Genomic DNA, 22702 nt, shown 5'->3' with positions numbered 1-22702 from the left:
TCTACATAGATATCTACAAGCTTACCCACAAAGTTATCCACAACTTGCACAACTTTTATTGATAAGACTTAAACTGTAACTGAACCTACTTTCGAAAGTTCATCACGCATTTCATCAATCACAGCTTTATAATCAGGTTTACCAAAAATGGCTGAACCTGCGACAAACATATCCGCACCAGCTTCTGCAATTGCACGAATGTTGGCAGGACCAACACCACCATCAACTTCTAAACGGATATCACGACCTGAGGCATCAATAATCTTGCGCGCTTGACGTAATTTTTCCAAAGTCATTGGAATAAATTTTTGTCCGCCAAAACCTGGGTTTACGCTCATCAATAAGATTTGATCGACCTTGTCCAAAACATAGTCAAGATAATGTAAAGGTGTTGCTGGGTTAAAGACTAAACCTGCTTTAGCACCACCAGCTTTAATCAACTGTAAAGAACGATCAATATGGTCAGTGGCTTCTGGATGGAACGTAATAATATCTGCCCCTGCCTCCAAGAAATCACCAATCATACGGTCTACAGGAGAAACCATTAAATGCACATCAATCGGCGCTTTAATGCCATAGTTTTTTAATGCCTTACATATCCCTGCACCGAAGGTTAAATTCGGTACATAGTGATTATCCATCACATCAAAATGCACCACGTCAGCGCCTGCTTCTAATACTTTTTCAACATCTTCACCTAGACGTGCAAAATCAGCAGATAAAATAGAAGGTGCAATTAAATAAGGCTTGGACATGGATTAACCTGGCTGTTCATTAATTTAATGGCATCATTATAGCAAACTGCGACCGAGGTCTGTGACATTTCATTTTTGCAACATTGCGTTGCAGTGATACGCTATGCAAGCTTGCTAGATTTGTTATGGTAAAGTTCCAACCTCCTGATGAAAAGAAATGAAAAGCTCGAGTCAAATTGCCACACTAGAATCTGCCCGTATTGCCAAGCGTTTATATAATCACTGGAAACATAAATTTGAAGTGAAAGAAATTGAACAGCAATTTGAGATTATTATGCCTGAAGCACAGGTCAGCCTTGTGCCACAAGCAGAATACTTAGCGGTTGAAATTACTGCGTCCGCAGAAAAAATGGATCACTTGGAAAAAGTGGTGCTCGATCATTTAAGCCGTATGGCACAGCAAGAATTCGAAGCAGAATGGCAGCGGAGTTAAACTCCGCCCGTTTGGATTAAGATTCAAGTTGTACGGCATGGAATTGTAGATGATCATCCATAAAACTTTGAATAAAATAATAACCATGATCATAGCCAGCATGCTCACGTAAGGTCAAAGTTTGCCCGACTTGTGCACAGGCTTGTTGGAATAATGCAGGATTTAACTGGCTATAAAATTGATCATCCAAACCTTGATCAATCAATATTTCATTAAATAAAGCACCTTTTTCGCCCACCAATACTGTCGCATCGTGCTGCTTCCAAACCACTTGATCCTTACCTAAATAGTTTGAAAATGCTTTTTCTCCCCAAGGGCATAGGCTTGGTGCACAAATAGGTGCAAATGCTGAAACTGATTTAAATTTTTCAGGATATTTAAATGCTAAAGTTAAAGCACCATGCCCACCCATTGACAATGTACTTTGTGTAGTATGCTTCTGCAACGTGCTATAAAAACTATATGGAATTTTCAGCATCTTGTGAACAAGCAAATTACATAGAGAAAGGATAGATGAGTAACAAATCAGAGTCTTATTTTTCAAAATCAAAAGCTCACATCAACTTCATTACTGAATATCGTCCGACCAATTTTAATTCTGCCAGTGATAGCTTTGATCCGATGGTAAGCATCTATTGCCCGAAATTTCCCTCTTTAATCAAAAGCGACAATACTGTTTGGCATCTTGCTTCTGCATATTTTAATCATTTACTAATAGATCAGCGAAAGAGCACAGCATTGTTAGAATCTGTTGCATCCGATCTGATAGATTTTCTTAGATTTCTTGAAAGTACAGAATTAGACATTTTATATTTACCACCTAAACCTGAAAAAAGAGTCACTTATCAATTCCATACATCACTCCTACAAAGAATTCGACTAGGTTTAATTTCACCAAGTACGGCTCGTCAGAGGATGAATAGGATTCTGCGCTTTTATGATTTCTTAATTTCAGAAAATGTCTTTACACCAGAAGAACTAAAAAATAGACCATATGAGAAAATTAGGACATATGTATCTTGTATTTCATCGACAGGTGATGTCTATAAAAAACAGATTGATACTTCAAATTTAAAAATTAGACATAGCCCCCGTCCCTCATATGGTGATGAAATTATCGATGGAGGACGGCTTCACCCTCTTTCTATGATTGAACAACAAATTTTTCTTAAGTATTTAGAACAATACAGTTCTAGGGATTTTCAACTTATTTGCTATATGGCTCTATACACAGGGGCAAGATTGCAGACTATCTGTACGCTGAGAGTATTTCATATAAAAGAGTTACTAAAAAAACAAATGCCAAATAGTTTTGATGATACCTACAGTATTCAAATTGGTGGAAAATCAATCATAGACACTAAAGGTGGCTATACGCAAAATTTAAAAGTACCAACATGGTTAATTAAAGATATAAACCAATACTTGAGTTCAGAGTCTTGGAAAAAAAGAGCATCTCAGAGTTTTTATAGAGCTACTGATGAAAATTATATCTTTCTCACTAAATATGGAAACCCATACTACACCTCAATGAAAGAAATCGAAGATAGAAACCTAAAAACAATACCAAACAATATCAAATCATCAATACATAAAGGTAATTCCGCACGGCAAGCACTAACTAAATTAATAAATTTAATGCACAAAAATAAAGAGGATATAAGAACATTCACATTACATGATTTACGTGCAACTTTTGGAGTCAACTTGCTTTTATCTGCCTCAAAGCATGTTAATGATATTGATCAAATTTTACCCTACATTCAAAGCAGAATGGGGCATAGAAATATCATGAGTACTATTCATTATGTACGATATATAGCTTTTTCAAATCTTACTAATAAGACAGATGAAAATTTTGAAAAAATATTATTTAATATTAATGAGATGAAATAAAAACTATGCTAGTTGAAAGAAGTATTCAATATCTATATCCAGAAGAATATGAAGCTTTAAGTGAAGCCTTTCTGCCTAATGTAGTTTTAAAATTAAAACTACGCGGAACAAATCACTACATTGATTTTGGAACAATTTTATATTTAGAACATTCCAAGGTTGATCGTAGAATTCATGCCAGTCCTTTTGTAGAAGATAACTCACTAATAAGTGAATTAATTAAGCCACTACATGAATATGTGCTACATATGGCAAAAATATATTCTCACGCATCACTTCAACACTATTTCAAGATCATTAGAAGTATTACAAAAGATCTGTATTCAAATAAGATTGAGCTAGGAATTTATAATAAGAATAAAGCTTTTAAAATTTATCAAGATTATACTCAAAATTTAATTATGACTAGAGCAAGTAAGCTCAAAAACTCTATTGCAGATATGGGGGCATATAATAGAAAGCAAACGGTTTTGGCTGAAATTCTATCACGTTCACTCGAAGTAGATATCAAGTTAATAAAAAATAGTTATATAGAAATAGCATCAAAACATAAAGCACACAATCAACCTAAACCAGAACATGATTTTCAGTCATTCTATAAGGCGAATGAAAGTATTTTTTTAATTTTAAATTTAATATTAACTACTAATGCGATCTCCCATTTACCAATATCATTTAGCATACAAGACTTAAAAACCAAACTAATTATTGAAAGTTTTTTTAAAACTCCTGAATCACACAGAGATATTCTCAAGGTTATTCATAAAAATAAAATAAAAATGATTAATTTAGCATGCTCTGCTTTTGTAAATTGCTTTGCTTCAGTTACAGCCATTAATTTCTCTCAAATTTTAAGTTTAAAAATTGATGATTTTAAAAACTTAGATTCCTCAACAAAAGGTATAAGAGTAATCACGGTTAAACCTAGAGCTGGATATAAGAAGATTGAATTATCAATTCCACTGAAATTTAAAAAACTTTTAAATGACTTTATATTGTTTCGGAATTGGGTTAAAGATAATTTAGACTTATCAAATGAAGAAAATTTTTTGTTCTTTGGACTAAGTAACCCTTTGACTATCCATAAAAAAAATAAGTTAATTTCTTACAGCGAGAATCAGCACAATCTCTATCGAAAATGGTTCAAAATAAAATTTCAAAAAATTGAATGGATACCTATTAGTAATATTAGAAGTACCATTGCAAATATCTATCATAATGAGAGTAAAAATATTCAAGTTGTAGCTAAAAAGTTAGGAAATACACCTCATACTGTTAGCACTGCCTACAATGAAGCTACAGAACAACAAGTTTTGTCAGAGATGACTGATACCTTTCAAAGTATTGCAAATTCTGCTCCTATTATTGCTAATAAATTTAAAGATATAAAATTAGATTTACCCAATACTTTGAATACAGATATGGGACATTGTTCTTCTAAAAATCCTAGTCTTAATACTATTTATGATAACTTAGACCTTGAACCACCTAACTGCTCAAATCCTATTTCTTGCTTATTCTGTGAAAACTTCGTTGTACATAGTGATGAAGAAGATATTCATAAACTGTTATCTGCAAAAAAAGTATTTGAAATGGCAAGTTCAGCTCCAAATTCGGAAAACATTTATCTAGTTATACAAAAAATTAATGAGATTTTAGATTTTATAATCACGAATAACCCTGAAAAACATGGAGTCATACTTTCAGGGAGAAAATTAATAAATAAAGGGATTCTAAGCCCTTTCTTCGAAATTATGCTAAATACACTTACTGATTTAGGTATAGATTTTTATGACTAGAACAACTGCTATTTCCAAAATATTTGGAGCCTCTAAATTTGATTTTAACCTCCACCCTCAAAATGATACGGTTGTCAGCCTAGATACACTAGGACAGCCACTAAGTTACTTTGAAAGTCAAATTTGGGAATTAGGTTGTTATGCCCATAACTATACTGGAAATACAGAAATAGATTTCACTTTAAGCCATCATTCTAGCAATACAAATATTTTAATAAATCAAATAAAAATAACACTTTTTTTCATTATATTCTCAAGAAAACGACGTGATAACAATATTACGTTAGCAACGGTATTCAATAGTTTTTTTATGTTGAGAAAAATTGCATACTTATGTCTTGATTTCCAATGTGATTTCACAAAGATTAAAAAAAATGGATTACTTCTTAAAGCTTTAAAAGTTCATTTATCTAATGTTAGTTGGGAAACGAAAAAGAAATACGTGAGCATACTAAATTCAATTAATAAAGCAGGAATGCTTTATCAAATAAATGATTTTGGATTTGATGAAAAATTTATTCAGGATATAAAAAATTCTCATGTTTCTGAAATGAAAGAGCATAAGCAAACTCTCCTTATTCCATCAAGAATCTATGCAAAATTTATTGATAGTGGCTTAAATTTTTTTGATGAAATACAGCCTTTTATGGATGGACTCCATCTTTTGATGCTTAACGATGATTTTTACACATACAAAGATGGAACTAATTTCAGTGAAAAACCAAAAAAATTTCAAGCCATGCTAAAACAATCAGGATTAACAGAGCTAGGGCAAAAATATAATTTAATATTTAGTCAGCGTGTTTTATTCTTTATACAGGCTATTCAGAATTTAGGAGCTTTTTTAATCCTTAGTTTTAGTGGTATGCGTAAATCTGAGGCTTTAAATTTAAATTATCAATCATTTCAGGAAGTACCAAGAAAAAATTTGCCCTCCGCATGGATTCTAAAAGGTACCACGAGTAAGTTTACACAAGTTGGAGCTGTAGCAACCTATTGGGTCTCATCTAGCATCATACATAATGTAATTAATACATTACGTAAATTAGGAGAGATACATAAAACATGGAGTACTAAACGAGGGGTTCCCTCAAACCTAGAAATCCAAAAATATCCTCTACTTCCTTCATTTGCTATTAAACATGAAAAGTCTTTACATCCAATATTTGGAATGCCTTTAGGTGGTTTTATGGAAGATCGACTTTCAATATATAGGACAATTGAACCCATCATTTTCACAGAGGATGATTTACATGAATTAAGCACGTTCAATCCCATGATTGATTGGTTAGGCGAATACAAACTTGAAATTGGCAAGCCTTGGAAATTTACCACACATCAATTTAGAAGGTCTTTGACAGTGTATTGCGCTCGAAGTGGGTTAGTTAATATTCCTACTTTAAAACGTCAGTTGAAACATATCACTTACGATATGACCTTGTACTACAGTAAAAATTATATGAATGCTCATAACATTATTCAAGATGCCAATCTTGGTGAGGTAGAATATGAATCAAGCTTAATTAAAGAATATAGAAATCAAACTCTATACGAGCAATTATCCGATTTTACAAAAGATGTAATTCAAAAAGATTCACTTTTATTTGGAGGCGAAGGTACACGTCTACAAGTACTCAAAGACCAAAAAAAGGCTCCCCTATTCTTAACTGACAAGAAACAGACAGAAAAGTATATTTTTGAAGGAAAAGTCGCCTATCGAAAAACAGTTTTAGGTGGTTGCTCTCGTGTCTCAGGTTGTAATAAATTAGGCTTTTCATACATTACCGCTTGTATTCCTTGCTCCTATTCAATCTTTAATGAAGATTCTATCGATGCACTTGAATTAGCAAAAGACTCATACGCTAGAATTGCTCAATTAAAATTGGATAATGGTCAAACTCTTTTGTATGAGCAATACATGCAAGAAGTTAAAGCTGTAGATCAACTCCTCGAAAAAATTCGTCATAAATATATAGAGGTCAAAAATGTCTAAAGCGTTAATTAATTTAAATGAAGCCTTAAATCGTTTAATTTCAAATACACCAATCCGTGTACCTAAAGGCTCTAAAATTAATAACGATACTGTAGCATTAGAAGCAGGGCTTAAAAGAGGTGCTGTTAAGCGCTCACGTCCAGAGCTAGCAGAATTATTGGATGATATTAAAGAAGCAGAAGCGAAAAGGCTGGGCAAAGAATATAGTAAGAAAAACTCAAAAATTGTATTGCAGACTGAAACATTAAAGCTCAAGCAACAATTGAAAGAACTTCAGGACAAGTATGATGCTCAGCTTAGCCAAATCAATTCTTTAATATTTGAAAATCATCAGTTAAAACGAGAAATTCAGTTCCTAAACGAAGAAAATAATAATAAAATCATAAACTTCAAAAATTAATAAAATAGTGAATTTCTTAGTGAAAGATTGGTTGATTACTGAGTTTTATACATTTATAGAAATTGTACATAGGCGGAAAGCTATTTTACTTTTACCTTGTCTAGGTATGATTCTGTTTATCTTGCTAGACACATGGATGCAACACTTGCTTTTAGAAACTGTAAATAAGGCATCAAAGTCAATCATTGATTTCACACCCATTTTTGTAAAGCACTACGAAAAAATGCGTCGTATCGCTTTTTTCGAGATAGTTCTAATTGGTAGCTTCTTATGGGCAATTAAAGAATATTTAAAAATGAGAAAAAGACATTATTAGAACAGAACAGATGTTCAATTGAAGCATATGCTAAGGTATTAAACTCTTAATATCTACGTTTAATATCACGGCAATCTGAGCCAATTTTTCAACTGTCACACTCACCTCCCCTCGTTCTATTCTACCTAAGTAGCTCCGATCTATGCCTGTCAAAAGCGCCAATTGCTCTTGACTAATGTTTTCTTGCTTGCGAGTGCTTCTAATTAAAACTCCTATTGATTGCGCAAGCCCTTGATTCATGACTACTGTCCAAATACAAGAACTATCAATAATTGAAGGTTTTTAATCCACGGTTTATAATCCTCATTTTTAATTATGAAACTACTACCATATTCTCAGCTTCCATTTTTCAATGAAATGATGACAGTCCTTAGGACAAATCACATTACCTCTTGGCAAGCTAATGATTTTTGGAAAAAAATCAGACAAGATTTTGATGTTGAAAAAACAAACATCAATTACCAGAATGTTTACAGGTTTGTACTTAGGTTGGAACGAGGAAAATTTTTAATTATCGACTCTGATAAGAATGAAATGGGTTGTACCACCTACTCAGAGACATTAAAAATGGAAGAATTTCGTGAACTCTTTTGCCCAAAAGAGGATCAAAAGATTTCCGCACTTGATAATCATTGCCAAACACTAAGAATGAGAGTAGAAATTTTGACCGATCAAATTGAAGCTATTGAAGAATTGAAAAAGGAAATCCCATTATTCGCTTTAGAGCTGAACAATACATGCGCATCAAAGAGAATAGAGCTCAAAACTATTAAAACTAAATTAGATGTGCTAAATCAGATCATCTTTAAGAAATTTTAAAGCTCAGAATCATAGGTTTATCGGATTAATTATAGTATTATATTCAACAGCTTAATTACACGCTGTAGTCAACAGCATAAATAATTCAAGCTGATCTGAAGCATAAGTTTTTGAATATGAATTTAATCCTAGATAATTTTTATATTTTAAAATTAATGAAAATCTTAACTATTTATACACCCCCTTTAAGATATAGAAGTTTACCTAAAATGGAAAACCAAACATTTTGTAAAAAAGGTCTGATTAAGGTTATACGCAAAAGTGATTTTCTTGGCATACCTAGTATAAATCAAGCTCCTTACGGAGAAACTTTATTAGAAGAATCAGTCATATCAGCACAAACAAAATTTGGATTCCCAATGAATCCATTAGTGACATTTCAAATAAAAAATAATCTAGTATATAAGCTATACAAACACAGTGATAGAATTGTTGAAAGAAAACTTGCTCTTAATCTTCGTAAGGGATGTAGCATTCAGACAACAAATCGTTCAAATATCATTCAAAATCTTAAATTATTATTAAGAGAAGGTACTCCTTACAGAATCTACCGTTTAGATATTAGTAAATTTTATGAATCTATTCCTCATAATATTATTTTTGATAAGATTCACACTAATCATGCCCTATCACCTAAAACTAAATCACTTATCAAACATCTTTTAGTAATGCACCAAAATAATGGTGGAAGTGGTGTTCCAAGAGGTTTACCTATAAGCTCTTGCATTAGTGAACTAATAATGCAAGATTTTGATTTAAGAATGAATAATGATAAAAATATATTTTTTTACTCAAGATATGTAGATGATATTATTTTAATTTCTACTGGAGATGAAGATCAAAAAATATTTTTAAAATATATAGGAAACTCTTTGCCAAATGGTTTAATTTTAAATTCATTAAAAAAAGAAATTTCCCATAAAATTTTACCTTTGGTGACTGTCAAAGATACCAACCCCCAAAAAATTATTTATAGTTTTGAATATCTTGGCTACAAATTTAATGTGAGTGACCCATATAAAAAAATCAAGAGTGACTTTCGTGTCATTGATATTGATATTGCAACAAAGAAAGCTAATAAATATAAGCAAAGAATATCACGAGCATTTTATGATTTCACAAAGACCAAAGACTGGAATTTATTAAAAGACCGTATTAAATTTCTAACTGGAAACTTTCGAGTTTTCAATCCTCATATAAATAAAACAAAATTAGCAGGGATTTTTTATAATTATCCTGAAATTCAAAATAATGTGAAAAACTTAAAAGATTTAGACCATTATTTTAGAAGAATAGTTTTATCAAAACATGGAAGGTTAGCTATCTTACTAAACTCATTACTTACTTCTAAAATGAAAAGAGAACTTCTCCTAAATAGTTTTATTAAAGGTCATACTGATAAAAAATTTATTCATTTCTCTCAAAGTCGTATTGGTGAAATTAAGAAATGTTGGAAATACTGAGTTAAAATTATGCCACAGAAAAACCTTATTAAGCATAGTGATTTTGATAGAGTTCTCATAACAGAAACCCTACCATATGAAACACCTATAATATTTTCAAATGATGGTTTATATAATCGTGTTAAAAATATTGAAAACTCTTCAGATTTTGAAAGAAAATTAATAAAGAGTATTGTTTTTGGTGATAATGACCAATTGAAGTACAAGTCAACTAAACCTTATCTTTATAAAATTAGGAAAAATGCTTTAGAATATCGAAGGCTTGCTCTATTGCACCCATTATCTCAATGGAAGATACGTGATTTTTATAAAGATTATAGTAAATTAATACTCTACTTTTGTAATAATAGCCCTGCTTCCATAAGAACACCTAAATCTATTGCCAGCTCTTTTTTTTCTAAAAGTTCTTGGGAAAATATTTATAAATATAAAACTTCTTCATTTACCTCAGAGACTGTTGATGGCTATGCCAAACATACTCCTTCGTTCTTCTCGTACAAGGGATATGACCGTCTTTATAAGTTTTTTAACTCAACTGATTATTTTTCACTTGAAAAGAAATATCAAGTACAAATGACATTAGATGTATCAAAATGTTTTGACAGTATTTATACACACTCAATGGCATGGGCTACTAAAGAGAAAGAGTTTATCAAAAAAAATTTAAAATCTAGTTCATTTGGTAATGATTTTGATATAGTTATTCGCCATGGAAATGATAATGAAACAAATGGTATTCCTATAGGACCTGAAGTTAGTAGGATATTTTCTGAAATTATTTTTCAAAAAATTGATAATATAGTTATTAATAATCTAAGTCAGAATAGTATATTATTTGACAACCACTACGTATTCCGCAGGTATGTCGATGATGTTTACATCTTTGCAACTAATGAAGAATTAGCTAAAAAAGTATATTCAACATATTCAGATATATTAATGAAATTTAACCTTCATACTAATTCTTCAAAATCAACAATTACATTTAGACCATTCTCTAGTAAAAAGTCTCAATTAATTTATGGTGCTAATGATCTTATTGATTCATTCTTTGAGAAATTTTTAAAAAAAGATGAAAATAATAGATTAAAACCTAAAGTTATATATTCATCTTGGAGACTTAATAGATCATTTATTGATTCTGTTAGAAGTTTATGTGGAATTAACCAAGTCACATACAATGAAATATCTTCATTTTTTATTTCTTCAATTAATGAACGTATAAAACGATTGATTGATGTAGATGGTGAAATTGAATTAATAGAAATTCAAAATTATGCCAAAGCTTTAAAGACTATATTGGATGTACTATTTTTCTTATATAGTGTTGCCCCTTCTGTAAGTTCTTCTTATAAATTAAGCACGAGTATTATCTTAATAATAAGGTTTGTCAGGCTTAAATTGGTAGATTATGAGGAAGAAATTTGCCATAAAATTTACGATCTTACAATTAAACTCATTCAGGATGAATCACAAGGACATCACGTAACACCTGCGTCAGGTTTTATTCATTTAGAGAATCTCAATATACTTTTATCAGTACGCGAACTAGGAGAGTCTTATCTCATCCCCGAATCGGTTATAAATGATATTTGTTCAAATGAAGAATCTTATTCGTACTTCACTGTTATTTCATATCTTTTTTATATCAAAGATGCTTCATGCTATAGCAATATACGCGATAAATTAATTAAGTATCTACGCTCACAATTTTCAGATTTAAGTGATATAACAACCAATAGTGAAAAAGCACACTTACTTTTAGATGTACTAAGTTGTCCATATATACCATCAAAGTTTAGAAAACAATGGATTAAAGCCATCTCAAAAAAAATTCACATATCCCCCTCTTTAAATGATACTGACGTAAATAATATAACTACTCAGATGATTGGAAGTACATGGCAAATCAATTGGGCTGAGATAGATTTGCTTAACTCTTTAGAAAAGAAAGAGTTGAAGCGAGCATATTAGTAATATAGACTTACGATCAGGAAGCAAGTAGTTCTCTTCTCACATTGAAGCAATTTAATGTGCTCACCTGCAAAAACAGGTCTCTATTATAAGAAAAGCTATCATACTTTATTGTTTTGATAGCTTTTTAAGTTTTATGAGCGGTAGCCTTTAGGTTATCCACACACCCAGAGAGCTACTTGTTTCCTACCTATTATTCATATGAAACTTTATATGTTTTTCTATAAAACTAGCTATAAAATAATAACTATGATCATATCCATCTCTCATGTTTAAAGTAACTGGATAGTCTTTCTCTTTACAGACATCTGCTAAGATTTCAGGCTTCAATTGTTCTTTTAGGAAAGAATCGTCACTACCTTGATCAACTAAAATAGGCATCTTCACGGAACTGGATTTGATTAGCTCGACAGCATCATAGTCAGACCATAAAGTCTGATCTGTACCAAGATAAGCAGTAAATGCCTTTTGACCCCAAGGAACTTGAGAAGGTGCAACAATTGGGGAGAATGCAGAAATACTCTTATATATCTCAGGATTTCTTAATCCTATGACTAATGCCCCATGCCCACCAGCACTATGCCCCATAATGCTTTGAACTTTATTTGTAGGGAAATTTTGATCGATTAAAGTTCTTAACTCATCAACAATGTAATCATACATTCTATAATTTTTTGACCAAGGTTCTTGAGTTGCATTCAAATAAAAACCTGCGCCTTGACCTAGATCGTAACTTTCATCATCTGGCACAAATTCACCTCTTGGACTCGTGTCAGGAGCAACAATAATCACTTTATGTTCAGAGGCATATTTTTGTGCTCCTGCTTTTGTAATAAAGTTTTGTTCATTACATGTAAGACCTGAAAGCCAATAAATTACGGGTAGTTTTTCATTATTATCATGTGGTGGAATATAAATTGAAAAATTCATTGAACACTTCAACACTTCCGACTCATGCTTATATACTTCCTGCCAACCGCCAAATGAAGCATGTCTTTCTAATCTTTCCACGGATAAATACTCCAATAATTTTTATTACTGAATATAGTAGCGTGGATATGAAAAAGTATGGAATTTTTAACAAGAAAATTTGATATATTCTGCTGAAATATGGATTTTTTTATGGAATTTTTAACTTACTTATTAAAACTTATAAAAATCAACAAACTAAAATATTTTCCATATTTTCAAAAAAACATTGTTTGCTATGTCCAAAAATACCAATACGGTTTTGCTGGATCTGGAATTGTTGCAACACTAGATCATAAAGCTCATGAACAATGAAGCTTTCCATTTGATAATGTTCAGCCCATGGTGCTTGTGTCGTATTGATATAGAAACCCGCACCCTGACCAATATCCCAATGATCACCTTGCGCCACTTGCTCACCACGCGGTGAAGTGTCAGGCATAATCAGAATCAAACCTAATTGTGCTGCCATGCGTTGTGCATGTGCTTTAATGGCAAAAGTTTCTTCAGTACAGGTTAAGCCTGCAAGGTAAAATAACGCAGGACATGCTTTACCATCAAGCGCTTGCGGGGGTAAATACACAGCAAAACGACTATCGCCTTTGAGTGTTTGGGAATTAAAACGATAAATGCGTTGCTCACCATCAAAACAGCGATTTTTTTGTAATAATTCCATCTTGAATTCCTTTTTAGGGTGTATGCGCAACCGCTTGCGCTTGAACTGGTGGTGTGGTTGTTGTCGGAGGGAACAGACGTTGCTCCAATTGTGGCAGCATCAATTCCATATTTTTACCAATCGACCATTGCGGTTCAGAAGGGTCAAAGCCCTGAGCACTTTCCCATTGCGCCACGGTGTCTTTGGCTTGTGCAAAAGCATCTTTCATCGAATGTTGTTCACGCATGGCCTGATCAAAGAAAGCACGACCAAAATAAGTATAATCCGCTTCATTCGAGCAACCAAATGAAGCCCGATCGGCTGCAGAAGCCGTAATAATCAAGGTATTATCATTCTGTAATGCCGAGACAAAACTGCCTGAATAGCAGGCTGAAATCACAATGACGCGCCAACGAATGCCCGAACGGTCTAACGCATCTCTTAACCATTTTGGATCAACTTGTGCCAAATCGAGTGGTGCATTTTCCATTTCAAACTGATTTTGCAGACCATGCGAGGTCATATAAAGGAAAAGCACATCACTTTCACGGTTCATCTGCTGACCAATACGCTTTAATGACAGTTCCATACTGGTTCGTGAAGCAATTGGAATTTCAGTGCGTGTCGCAGGGTTATTCACCAAAATCATGGAACGACCAAAGGTTCCAAAACGAGTATCAAATTGTTCACGGATGCGTTTCACTTCAGACATAAAAACATCTTGGTAACTGGCACCCGCCACTCCTAGAAAGTACCAATGTGACTGAGCAAACTCTCCATATTCAATGGCTTGTAAATTCTTATTCAGCAGTCGACTTTGGGCGTAAAAGGCATCTTCAGCAAAAGTTGGCGGGACATCTTCAACTTTCCAGATTGGTTGACTCTTCACTGACATCTGCCACACCACCAAAGTAAATAGTGTTGCTAACATAATCAGCGCACGTTCCCACCACGGCCATTTTAATTCGCGGGCAAACACCCACACCACAGCCAGACTTTGCCAGACAAACAGCACCATAAAAATGGTCGGCAAATAATCATAAAAAGCATAAGGCAAGATATCGATCATGCCCAAATATTGGATGAAACTTTGTAGCAGTGCGATATGGGTATCTAAAACCAACCACAATAAAGCCGGAACCAACATTAAACGTGGATTATTTACCCGTTGGGATAAGAAAATACCGACAATCAGTGCAATGAAAGGCCATAGCGCATAACTGACCAAACCTTGCGAGTTAAACTCACCGACTTCACCTGCACTGAGCCAACTAAATAAGGTATTGGCACAACCGCCTAATATCCCCCAGAAAATCAACTGTAAAATTGAAGGATGGACAATTTGTAATGCACGTCGTGAACCCAAAAACAGCCACAATCCCGCCATTTGGTTGCTTTTAAAATCGTGCCAAAAATTAATGGAGGGCTTAAAATCAATCTTCATAAGGTTTTCAGGTGGCTAGTGCTACTCGCTTCATTGCATAGCTAGTTTATGCTTGATCGGGTTTTTATCAATATTATTTTTAACTATATAACAAATCTTTGCCCAATATTGAAGCAATTATCCTAAGGTCTGATGATCAAGCTGAAAGTACGCATCAAAACGGCAAGCATCACCCTGCCATTGCGTATCGGGTTGCTGCTCATTCAAAAATACCGCCAAACGAGGGCGTTTCACCACTACACGTTTTGCAATCTGTTGAGCCAGAGGCAACAGTTGATCCCCCAAATCCATTTCGCCATGCTCTGGCAGAAGTAAATGCAACAATTGCATCTGCTTTTTGACCTGAGCTTGCTTTTTAATGGCTTGTTGATTCTGATCACGTTGCGGGAACATTGGATCTAAATACACCACATCACTGTGCTGCTGTTGCTCTGCACATTGCTTTAAATAATCTGCTGAATCTGAAAAAACCAAATGAATCCGTGCTGCAATCGGGGCAAGATAAGAATCGGTCAATGCTTGCTGTCGCGTATCTTCTAGCAGCGTAAATAAAATCGGGTGCCGTTCCACCAAAGTAACCGTTGCACCCAGTGCAGCCAACAATAAACTGTCGTGCCCTAAACCCGCAGTCGCATCAATTAAACGTGGTTTTTCCGCCAACTGACAAGCACGGGCAATCATTTCTGATTTGAGCGATGCACGTTTTAAACGCGGAATTTCTGCCTGCCAGTCGGGCTGCATTTTCATGCCATTGGCACATAACCAAAGCCCTTGTTCATCGACACACAAGGCCAATTCAGGGTTCAAACGTAAAAAACGAGCATTCAGTTTTTCAATTAATTCAAGCTGAACCTCAACACCGCGTGATCCAAGCACAGCCGCATAGTGCTGTGCCTGAACTTGAAACTGAGGTTCTGTAAATAAATGCATTACCAAGTGACCCAACCTGTCCACCAAGTTGCCAAAATAAATAGACCAAAGCCGATACGGTAATACGCAAATGCAGTGAAGTCGTGTTTAGACACATAACGAATCAAGGCACGAATGACGATGAGTGCAGAAATAAATGCCACAATAATCCCAACAGCCAAAACAGCCATATCATTACTGTGCAAATCAGCTCGCATTTTATACATATCCAGTAAACCTGCACCCATTAAAACAGGAATACCAAGGAAGAAAGAGAACTCCGCTGCTGCTTTACGCGATACACCTAAAAATAAAGAGCCAATAATGGTTGAACCCGAACGTGAAGTCCCTGGGAACAGGGCTAAACATTGAATTAGACCAATTAAAGTCGCTTGTTTATAGGTTAAATCATCAACTTCTTGCGTTTGAATGGTGTGTGGACGGCGTTCAGCCCATAAAATAATAAAACCACCGACAATTAAAGCAATCGCAACGGTAATCGCATTAAATAAATAAGCTTTAATAACATCGCCAAAAGTTAAGCCCACAATCACAATCGGTATAGAGGCAATAATTAAGTTAATGCTTAAACGGCGACCTTGCTCTTGGCCTTTTAGACCACCAATTAAAGCGCCCCAAAGTTTACCCCAGTATTCATAAATCACGGCTGCAATCGCACCAATCTGCACGGCAACAGCAAACATATCTCTTTTTTCAATAGACCAGAAATCTAAAAGTTGACCAGCTAAGATTAAGTGCCCAGTACTTGAAATCGGTAGAAATTCAGTAATCCCCTCTACCAAGCCCATTATGGCCGCTTTAAATAATAATAAAAGATCCATATCTAACCTTAAGTTGCTTTAATTTGTTCTGGAATTTTTTTCCACGCATTATCACGTAAATACACAGGTAGGGCTTCTTCTGCCTTGACCCATTGTGCTTTGAGCGCCGCTGCACGCGCAATTTGAGCAATATCTTGTGCCGTTGCGACCACATCTTTAAATTCTAAAGCATCAGGCTGAATTAAAGCTGAACCTGAACCCACCAAGGTAAATTGAGTGATGCTGGCGGCCTGTTGATAATCTAATAATTGTTCTGCATCAACCGCCTGCATAATGCCTTGATCGTTCAGTTGAAAACTCGCGATATAGACTTCATTCATACGCGCATCAAGTACTGTCGTCACAGCAGTCAAACCATGCAGACGATAAGCCGCTTGCGCTAAAGCTTGTAAAGTTGATACAGGAATCACAGGCAAATCATGTGCCCATGCAAGTGCTTGGGTCACGGCTGCGTTAATACGCACACCACTGAATGAACCTGGACCACGACTAAAAGCAATCGCAGTTAAATCTTCTGTCGTTACACCTAATTGAGCATAGCCCTGTTCAACCATAGGTAAAATGGTTTGCGTTTGAGCCTTTGCACGCGTATCTAATTGGAAAAACAGCTCTTGATTTTCATCTACGATAGAAACAGAACACTGTTCATTGGCTGTTTCTAATGCCAGCAATTTCATGCTCAACCTTGCTTCAACTTTATATTAAAAAACGAGGGCTATCATACTCTACTCAATTCTTGGACGCGAGAATTTCCCAGTCTAGATACAAAAAAACCAAGCATCGGCTTGGTTTAAAAAACAACGCTTTTGTTAGAATTCAAAAACTTCCAGTTGGGTAAATTTCTTATAATGTTCAGCATAATGCAATGCACTGAGTTTTAATTTCGCCTCTACATCACTCTCTAAAGTTTTCACGACTTTACCAGGTGAACCCATCACCAAAGAATTATCAGGAATCACTTTTCCTTCTGGAATTAAGGCATTTGCGCCAATAATGCAATTTTTCCCAATTACCGCATTGTTTAAAATCACAGCATTAATACCAATTAAAGAATTATCGCCCACCGTACAGCCATGTAGCATGGCTTGATGTCCAATAGTGACGTAATTTCCAATGTGCATTGGAATACCCGCATCGGTGTGCAAGACCGCATTTTCCTGTACGTTGGTAAAATCGCCCAAGTGAATACGACAGTTATCTGCGCGAATCACCGCCCCAAACCAAACACTGACCTGTTGCCCCAATTCAACTTGACCAATCACGGTTGCGTTGTCCGCCACCCAACCATCAAAAGGAACATGCATAGCTTTGGGTGCATGTCCGGCAAATTTGTACATCATGTTCAATTACGTCCTTTGGTTTTGAGTAATGCCTGCTGGGCATAGAATAATGGCGAATTTAATAAAAAAGGCCATTCTTTTTGATAATTCAATCCATATTGAAACAGTGAAATGAGCATTCTTGCCGTGAGCCCCCACACAATTTCATCTTCAACCTGCATGCTTGGAAAATACAGCGATTGTTGTGCATAACGGACTTCATGTGGCGTTGGCGGTGCTTCCATTAAATTTTGTAGAGAAGCAAAAAATATTCGATCAATTTCTGAAGGCTGAGCGATCAGTTCAACCTGAGGTGGAATAAGCCCAACAATCGGTTTGACCAACATACCATTACGGGCTTTTTGCATGGGTAAATCCCCGAGCAAGCGTACATCAAACGGGTTTAAAGCCGTTTCTTCTTGGGCTTCTCTCAGCGCAACCACAATATTACTGGTGTCTTGCGGATCTCGTTTGCCTCCAGGAAAAGACACTTCACCTGCATGATTGGACAAGTATACGGAACGGCGGGTTAAGAGCACTTTGGGGTCAGCTTCATCAGTAATCGCAATTAACACGGCAGCTTCAGCTTCTCGCTTACGGGTCGAAAATCTTAAATGCTGTTGTAATATATGTGTTAATGAACGATTATCCATATCACTCACCTCTATTCTTCTTCATTTCATCATAGCTGAATTTTGATCGGATTGGAGAGAATAGATGTCAAACTTGTTTTTTTCAGTTATGCTGAGTGGCAACTTTATCATTGACGATGAATATGAACTTCTGCGGAAATTGTGGACATAAAACGACTGAAAAAATTCCACTTGGCGATCATCAATTACGTCGCGTTTGTACAGAATGTGGTCATATTCATTATGTAAATCCCAAAGTCATTTGTGGTGCTTTGGCACTCTGGGACAATAAAGTCTTGCTTTGCCGCCGTGCCATTGAACCACGTTATGGTTTGTGGACCTTACCCGCAGGTTACATGGAACTATTTGAAACCATGGAACAGGGTGCTGCACGTGAAACTCGTGAAGAAGCACAAGCAGAAGTCGAAATTGAGCAACTTTACTGCATGTACAATATTCCGCGTATCGGGCAAATTTATGTGTTGTTTAAAGCCCAACTGGTCGATGGAACTTTTGGTGCAGGTGAAGAAAGTATTGAATGTCGCCTGTTTGAAGAACATGAAATTCCATGGACAGAATTAGCATTCCCAAGTGTAGAACAAACACTTAAGCACTATTTTTCCGATCGAAAAACCAATCAGTTTATTACACATTTAGAAACCTTAGGTACACGCTTAGACCATACTGGCTAAACCAGCTTAATGCATTGATAAAAACAAAAGCCGATTCGTTTGAATCGGCTTTTTTATTCAGAATCTCGAGATTTAGCTTTTGGCTTTAACGCTATAGCAAGGCGCCAAACTCATTTCTAAAGTTCCGCCACTTAATTTCGCTAAAGCGGTGTCATCCGTCGTTTCATCGGTATTATTGGCATTATATACTTTTTGAAAACTGGCATAACTGTTCGCCCATTTGACTACACCACCAGCAGAGTCGGTAAAGGTGATACGCCCTGTACTTCCCGTCGATGCATTTAATAAATTCTGTAAGTGAACTAAAGCACCACCCACCACGATTTTTTCACCTGTGGCAGATATTTGAATAGTTGAGTTCACGCCAATCAAAGCACCATTGACTGACTTTAATGCTTCATCGCCTAAAATCATACGAATAGAAATGGCACGATCATCAATAAATGCACGTGATGTTGTGCCTAAGCGATATTGCTGCACACCATTACTGTCTTTCAGATTACTACCCACTGTTGTATCACAGCTTCCTGTACTCATATCAGTATCGGTCGCAGCAGGCTTCATATTGGTTCGTATGTCGCCTTTCTCATCAATCACAATACCCAATTTTAGACTTGATACACTGGTATCGGTGAATTTGAACGTTAAATCTGCATACAATGGGAAAATGTAATTTTCACCAGTGGAGACATTATTACTCGATTTAAATACTTGTTTATCTAAATAGGTAATTGGATAAACTTTAAAAAGATCTAAGGAACCTTTAAACGTATCTGAGATACCATAACGCTGTTGCCATTGTCCGAGGTCTTTCAGGTCCTCAGCAGTGACCGTAGTTTTTTGTGTCAGTAGTTTGTAGAATTTTTCCTTACCCGCAATCATATAATCGTTATACAGCTTCCCTTGATTGATAATCAGATCATCAGAATTCGGGTCATCCACACCAATATAATAATTTTGATCAATGCGTTTATTCAGCGGGTTAATCCAATGATTTTGTGGCAATGCCGTCATACGGGTGGGTTTATAGCTCCGGAGTAATTCGGCATTTACTCCGGCTATCGAAGTCAGTCCTGATTTTGCCAAACCTCTCCATTGCAAACCGCTGCCGAAGGTATAGCCTTGACGGTCCGTCAACAACATAAAATGCCCAAACAAATGTTTAGTGGTCGTATCATTCGCAGCACAAACGTCTTTATTACAACCAGTTAAACCATCCGACCCTGTTAAACTACTAATCACACTGCCAGATGTCGAGAATAAAGAAAATTCAGGCTGATATACCGCTGCATTGCTAATATTCAATAATTGACTGACCACCGCAAAAGCTTCTGCATCTGAAATGACAGAAACATCTAACCACGGTTTAATGATGGCAGCGTACTCTCCATTCACCATCTGTTGTGCGGTTACAGAGATGGTAATTTTATCTAAACTTTCACGGATCGAATCATTCATATACAGCGCTTGAATATCCGTTTTCGTGTTTATACTTTTTTGCTGTAAAGCCAATGCTTGAATAATTTTAACCAAGTTCATGGCTGTTTTGACTGTAGCATCACTTGGATCGAGTACAGTCGCATCACGGTTAGTCATCCCTTTAGCAATATCTAATACCGTCAAACGCGGAATTTGATCGGTACTGACCAAGGCAATATTACTGATTGGGAAAGCCCCTAAAGCAATCCGTTTATCCGCTTTACCCAATAAGAACACATTGACTTTATCACTATAATTACAAGTGCCTGTAGCAACGCCATTCTTCAAATCCATTAAAGTCACAAAGGTATTTTGTGTATCACTACTACAGGAAAAATTTAAACCATCAAAAGGATAATCCAGTGCGAACTGAATACAATTGCTCGCACCAGCAGTACAACTGCCATTCACCGTGCTGTTATTATTTTTCTCTGGAATAATATTGGCACTTTCCCCACCACAAGCAGTTAGTCCTGACATTAACGTTGAAAGTGCGATGGTTAATAAATATTTATTTTTCATTCCTATTACTCTATTTTTCTAACTAACGAACCGCGGTCAGTTTGATTTGTCCTTGATTGCTTAATGCTTGCTCTTCAACATCCACTGCTGAAAGTAAAGGGGTCATAAAAATATATCGAGTTTGTGCAGGTAGCTGTAACATGCCGTCTATCACAGCATGGCGATATTTGTTTTCGGCACGGTCCTGATTTTTAAAACCAGTCACGCCTTCAATGACACAACCAGATTCATCCAGAAAAGCCACAAAAGGCCAGTAATAACTCGGTTGATTTTGACTCGAGGCATAAGAACTCAGTTGCACATTTTTAATACCCGTCTGTACTTCCACCACTTCATAATCAAAATGGTCCTTTAACGGTTGGCGAGGCCATAAATTGACGTCTTGCTGAGCTTTGAGTAATTTTGCTTTTTGTATTTTTTTATCGCGATAACAGCTTTGCCCCAAACTCTGTACCACTTGATCTTTTGCAATTGGATAATACTGGGTCGATAAAGTAATCACTGAGTTTTCAACTGGATTATTCTTCTTAAATAATCGGTCGAGTACACCTTGATTCACTCCTTTTTCGCGTTCAACCACTTGTAAACGAGGTGGGCCTAACTCTTTATCAACCACACCTTCAGGCATGATGTAAAAGCGTTTTTTATTTTCTAAATTAAATTCTTGCCCCTCTAAATATTCATTTTTCACATAACGATCCCCATTGATGTCTAAAAATCCATCTTGCAAGGGTTCGGAAGACATCGAACTGGTTTCTTGTTTGCTTTTTAATTGTGTGGCTTTTTCAATGGCCACATTGGTTTCAATTTTATGAAGTGCTCGCTCAACCTGTGCAGAAGTTGCTTTCTGAGTTACAGCGGATTGAACAAATTCCACAGGCGGTGTTTGAGGCGTGGTAATTTGCTGACTGAGCTGCTCATTCACTTGTTTTGGAATTTCAGTAGATTTTGCTGTTACAGCGACTTGTGGCTCAACATCGTTTATTGTTTTTGCATGATCTGTTGATGGAATAGATTTACTTTTATCAACTATTTCTGGCTGTACCACGACAGGATTTTTTTGTACTTCAGCAATTTGAGGTTTAGTTTTTACTTGAGATTCAACTTTTTCAACGGCAATAGTTGGTGGTACAACAACTTGTACTTTTGGCATCGGTTGAACCACCTGAACAGACGGTACATCCTTTACTTTCATTTTTTCTCGTTCTGTTTTTTGCTTTGATGGAAGCTCAACCTGAGATTGAGCTTCCACTTTTTGGGTTTCAGCAGGCACACGTGGAATCACCATTGGACGACCATCTGGCCCAATGATGGTATAAAACTCACCCGCATTTACAGACAGTGCCATCATCCCACATAAAACCCAAGTCGATGATGACACCCACGTAAAC

21 protein-coding genes and 2 pseudogenes are annotated in these 22702 nt (G+C 35.6%); 10 read left to right on the top strand and 13 right to left on the bottom strand.

Translation table 11 applies throughout. The features are described 5' to 3' along the window. Positions 1 to 68 precede the first annotated feature (68 nt). Positions 69 to 755, bottom strand: coding sequence for a ribulose-phosphate 3-epimerase (rpe, locus tag M5E07_RS03195; RefSeq protein ID WP_252221856.1), 687 nt, complete (start codon positions 753 to 755; stop codon positions 69 to 71). A gap of 157 nt (positions 756 to 912) precedes the next feature. Between rpe and M5E07_RS03190 the strand changes: the two genes are divergently transcribed. After that, a complete protein-coding gene (locus M5E07_RS03190; protein ID WP_252221851.1) occupies positions 913 to 1188 on the top strand; it encodes a DUF2218 domain-containing protein in 276 nt (91 codons plus the stop codon). 16 nt (positions 1189 to 1204) lie between these two features. On the opposite strand, the pseudogene M5E07_RS03185 reads toward M5E07_RS03190, so the two are convergent. Next, positions 1205 to 1606, bottom strand: a pseudogene (locus tag M5E07_RS03185) (alpha/beta hydrolase-fold protein); the annotation flags it as partial. A 95-nt stretch (positions 1607 to 1701) separates the two neighbouring features. On the opposite strand from M5E07_RS03185, the gene M5E07_RS03180 reads away from it, so the two are divergent. From M5E07_RS03180 to M5E07_RS03160, 5 genes are read left to right on the top strand one after another with little or no spacing between them, the layout of a single operon-like run. Further along, complete coding sequence (locus M5E07_RS03180) at positions 1702 to 3084, top strand: tyrosine-type recombinase/integrase (RefSeq protein ID WP_252221848.1); 1383 nt, start codon at positions 1702 to 1704, stop codon at positions 3082 to 3084. A 5-nt stretch (positions 3085 to 3089) separates the two neighbouring features. Then, positions 3090 to 4883 (top strand): hypothetical protein, encoded by a 1794-nt coding sequence (locus M5E07_RS03175; RefSeq protein ID WP_252221845.1) that lies wholly within the window; start codon positions 3090 to 3092, stop codon positions 4881 to 4883. Then, the gene (locus M5E07_RS03170; RefSeq protein WP_252221842.1) at positions 4876 to 6876 is read left to right on the top strand and encodes a site-specific integrase; all 2001 of its coding nucleotides are present in this window, start codon (positions 4876 to 4878) and stop codon (positions 6874 to 6876) included. Before M5E07_RS03175 ends, M5E07_RS03170 begins: the two co-directional genes overlap by 8 nt. After that, positions 6869 to 7276, top strand: coding sequence for a hypothetical protein (locus tag M5E07_RS03165; protein ID WP_252221839.1), 408 nt, complete (start codon positions 6869 to 6871; stop codon positions 7274 to 7276). The genes M5E07_RS03170 and M5E07_RS03165 overlap by 8 nt, the downstream gene beginning before the upstream one ends. A gap of 19 nt (positions 7277 to 7295) precedes the next feature. Next, positions 7296 to 7592: a hypothetical protein gene (locus M5E07_RS03160; RefSeq protein ID WP_252221836.1), complete on the top strand. Its 297-nt coding sequence runs from the start codon at positions 7296 to 7298 to the stop codon at positions 7590 to 7592. A 30-nt stretch (positions 7593 to 7622) separates the two neighbouring features. Here the strand turns inward: M5E07_RS03160 and M5E07_RS03155 are convergent, their stop codons facing one another. Continuing rightward, positions 7623 to 7832: a helix-turn-helix domain-containing protein gene (locus M5E07_RS03155; protein ID WP_252221832.1), complete on the bottom strand. Its 210-nt coding sequence runs from the start codon at positions 7830 to 7832 to the stop codon at positions 7623 to 7625. Positions 7833 to 7907: 75 nt separating this feature from the next. Between M5E07_RS03155 and M5E07_RS03150 the strand changes: the two genes are divergently transcribed. From M5E07_RS03150 to drt3b, 3 genes are all read left to right on the top strand, one after another. Then, positions 7908 to 8411 (top strand): hypothetical protein, encoded by a 504-nt coding sequence (locus M5E07_RS03150; protein ID WP_252221829.1) that lies wholly within the window; start codon positions 7908 to 7910, stop codon positions 8409 to 8411. Between the two features lie 209 nt (positions 8412 to 8620). Then, positions 8621 to 9874: an antiviral reverse transcriptase Drt3a gene (gene drt3a, locus M5E07_RS03145; RefSeq protein WP_252221826.1), complete on the top strand. Its 1254-nt coding sequence runs from the start codon at positions 8621 to 8623 to the stop codon at positions 9872 to 9874. 9 nt (positions 9875 to 9883) lie between these two features. After that, on the top strand, positions 9884 to 11848 hold the full coding sequence (drt3b, locus tag M5E07_RS03140) for an antiviral reverse transcriptase Drt3b (protein ID WP_252221823.1): 1965 nt from the start codon (positions 9884 to 9886) through the stop codon (positions 11846 to 11848). A gap of 186 nt (positions 11849 to 12034) precedes the next feature. On the opposite strand, the gene fghA is transcribed toward drt3b, so the two are convergent. The 8 genes and pseudogenes from fghA to M5E07_RS03100 form a co-directional block, all read right to left on the bottom strand. Next, positions 12035 to 12859: an S-formylglutathione hydrolase gene (fghA, locus tag M5E07_RS03135; RefSeq protein ID WP_252221820.1), complete on the bottom strand. Its 825-nt coding sequence runs from the start codon at positions 12857 to 12859 to the stop codon at positions 12035 to 12037. Positions 12860 to 13052: 193 nt separating this feature from the next. Beyond that, positions 13053 to 13493: pseudogene (locus M5E07_RS03130) on the bottom strand (alpha/beta hydrolase-fold protein); the annotation flags it as partial. Positions 13494 to 13506: 13 nt separating this feature from the next. Continuing rightward, positions 13507 to 14916, bottom strand: coding sequence for a C13 family peptidase (locus M5E07_RS03125; RefSeq protein WP_116762788.1), 1410 nt, complete (start codon positions 14914 to 14916; stop codon positions 13507 to 13509). 117 nt (positions 14917 to 15033) lie between these two features. Next, positions 15034 to 15846, bottom strand: coding sequence for a class I SAM-dependent methyltransferase (locus tag M5E07_RS03120; RefSeq protein ID WP_165815721.1), 813 nt, complete (start codon positions 15844 to 15846; stop codon positions 15034 to 15036). Then, positions 15846 to 16667: an undecaprenyl-diphosphate phosphatase gene (locus M5E07_RS03115; protein WP_116762790.1), complete on the bottom strand. Its 822-nt coding sequence runs from the start codon at positions 16665 to 16667 to the stop codon at positions 15846 to 15848. The genes M5E07_RS03120 and M5E07_RS03115 overlap by 1 nt, the downstream gene beginning before the upstream one ends. An 8-nt stretch (positions 16668 to 16675) precedes the next feature. Continuing rightward, positions 16676 to 17344: a tRNA (adenosine(37)-N6)-threonylcarbamoyltransferase complex dimerization subunit type 1 TsaB gene (gene tsaB, locus M5E07_RS03110; RefSeq protein ID WP_252221817.1), complete on the bottom strand. Its 669-nt coding sequence runs from the start codon at positions 17342 to 17344 to the stop codon at positions 16676 to 16678. Between the two features lie 132 nt (positions 17345 to 17476). Continuing rightward, positions 17477 to 18007, bottom strand: a complete 531-nt coding sequence (locus tag M5E07_RS03105) for a gamma carbonic anhydrase family protein (RefSeq protein WP_252221814.1) — start codon at positions 18005 to 18007, stop codon at positions 17477 to 17479. 2 nt (positions 18008 to 18009) lie between these two features. Then, positions 18010 to 18639, bottom strand: coding sequence for an NUDIX hydrolase (locus M5E07_RS03100; protein ID WP_434087793.1), 630 nt, complete (start codon positions 18637 to 18639; stop codon positions 18010 to 18012). Positions 18640 to 18761: 122 nt separating this feature from the next. Between M5E07_RS03100 and M5E07_RS03095 the strand changes: the two genes are divergently transcribed. Continuing rightward, the gene (locus M5E07_RS03095; protein WP_252223665.1) at positions 18762 to 19310 is read left to right on the top strand and encodes an NUDIX hydrolase; all 549 of its coding nucleotides are present in this window, start codon (positions 18762 to 18764) and stop codon (positions 19308 to 19310) included. A 72-nt stretch (positions 19311 to 19382) separates the two neighbouring features. Here the strand turns inward: M5E07_RS03095 and filF are convergent, their stop codons facing one another. After that, on the bottom strand, positions 19383 to 21311 hold the full coding sequence (gene filF, locus M5E07_RS03090; RefSeq protein ID WP_252221808.1) for a putative pilus system protein FilF: 1929 nt from the start codon (positions 21309 to 21311) through the stop codon (positions 19383 to 19385). A 22-nt stretch (positions 21312 to 21333) separates the two neighbouring features. After that, positions 21334 to 22692 carry a putative pilus assembly protein FilE gene (filE, locus tag M5E07_RS03085; RefSeq protein WP_252221805.1) on the bottom strand — a complete coding sequence of 453 codons (1359 nt, stop codon included), beginning with the start codon at positions 22690 to 22692 and terminating at the stop codon, positions 21334 to 21336. Positions 22693 to 22702: the final 10 nt, after the last annotated feature.

Source organism: Acinetobacter tibetensis, assembly GCF_023824315.1.
Lineage (GTDB): Bacteria > Pseudomonadota > Gammaproteobacteria > Pseudomonadales > Moraxellaceae > Acinetobacter > Acinetobacter tibetensis.
Note: the sequence above shows the minus strand (reverse complement) of the source record. Positions and strands in the feature narration are given on the sequence as shown.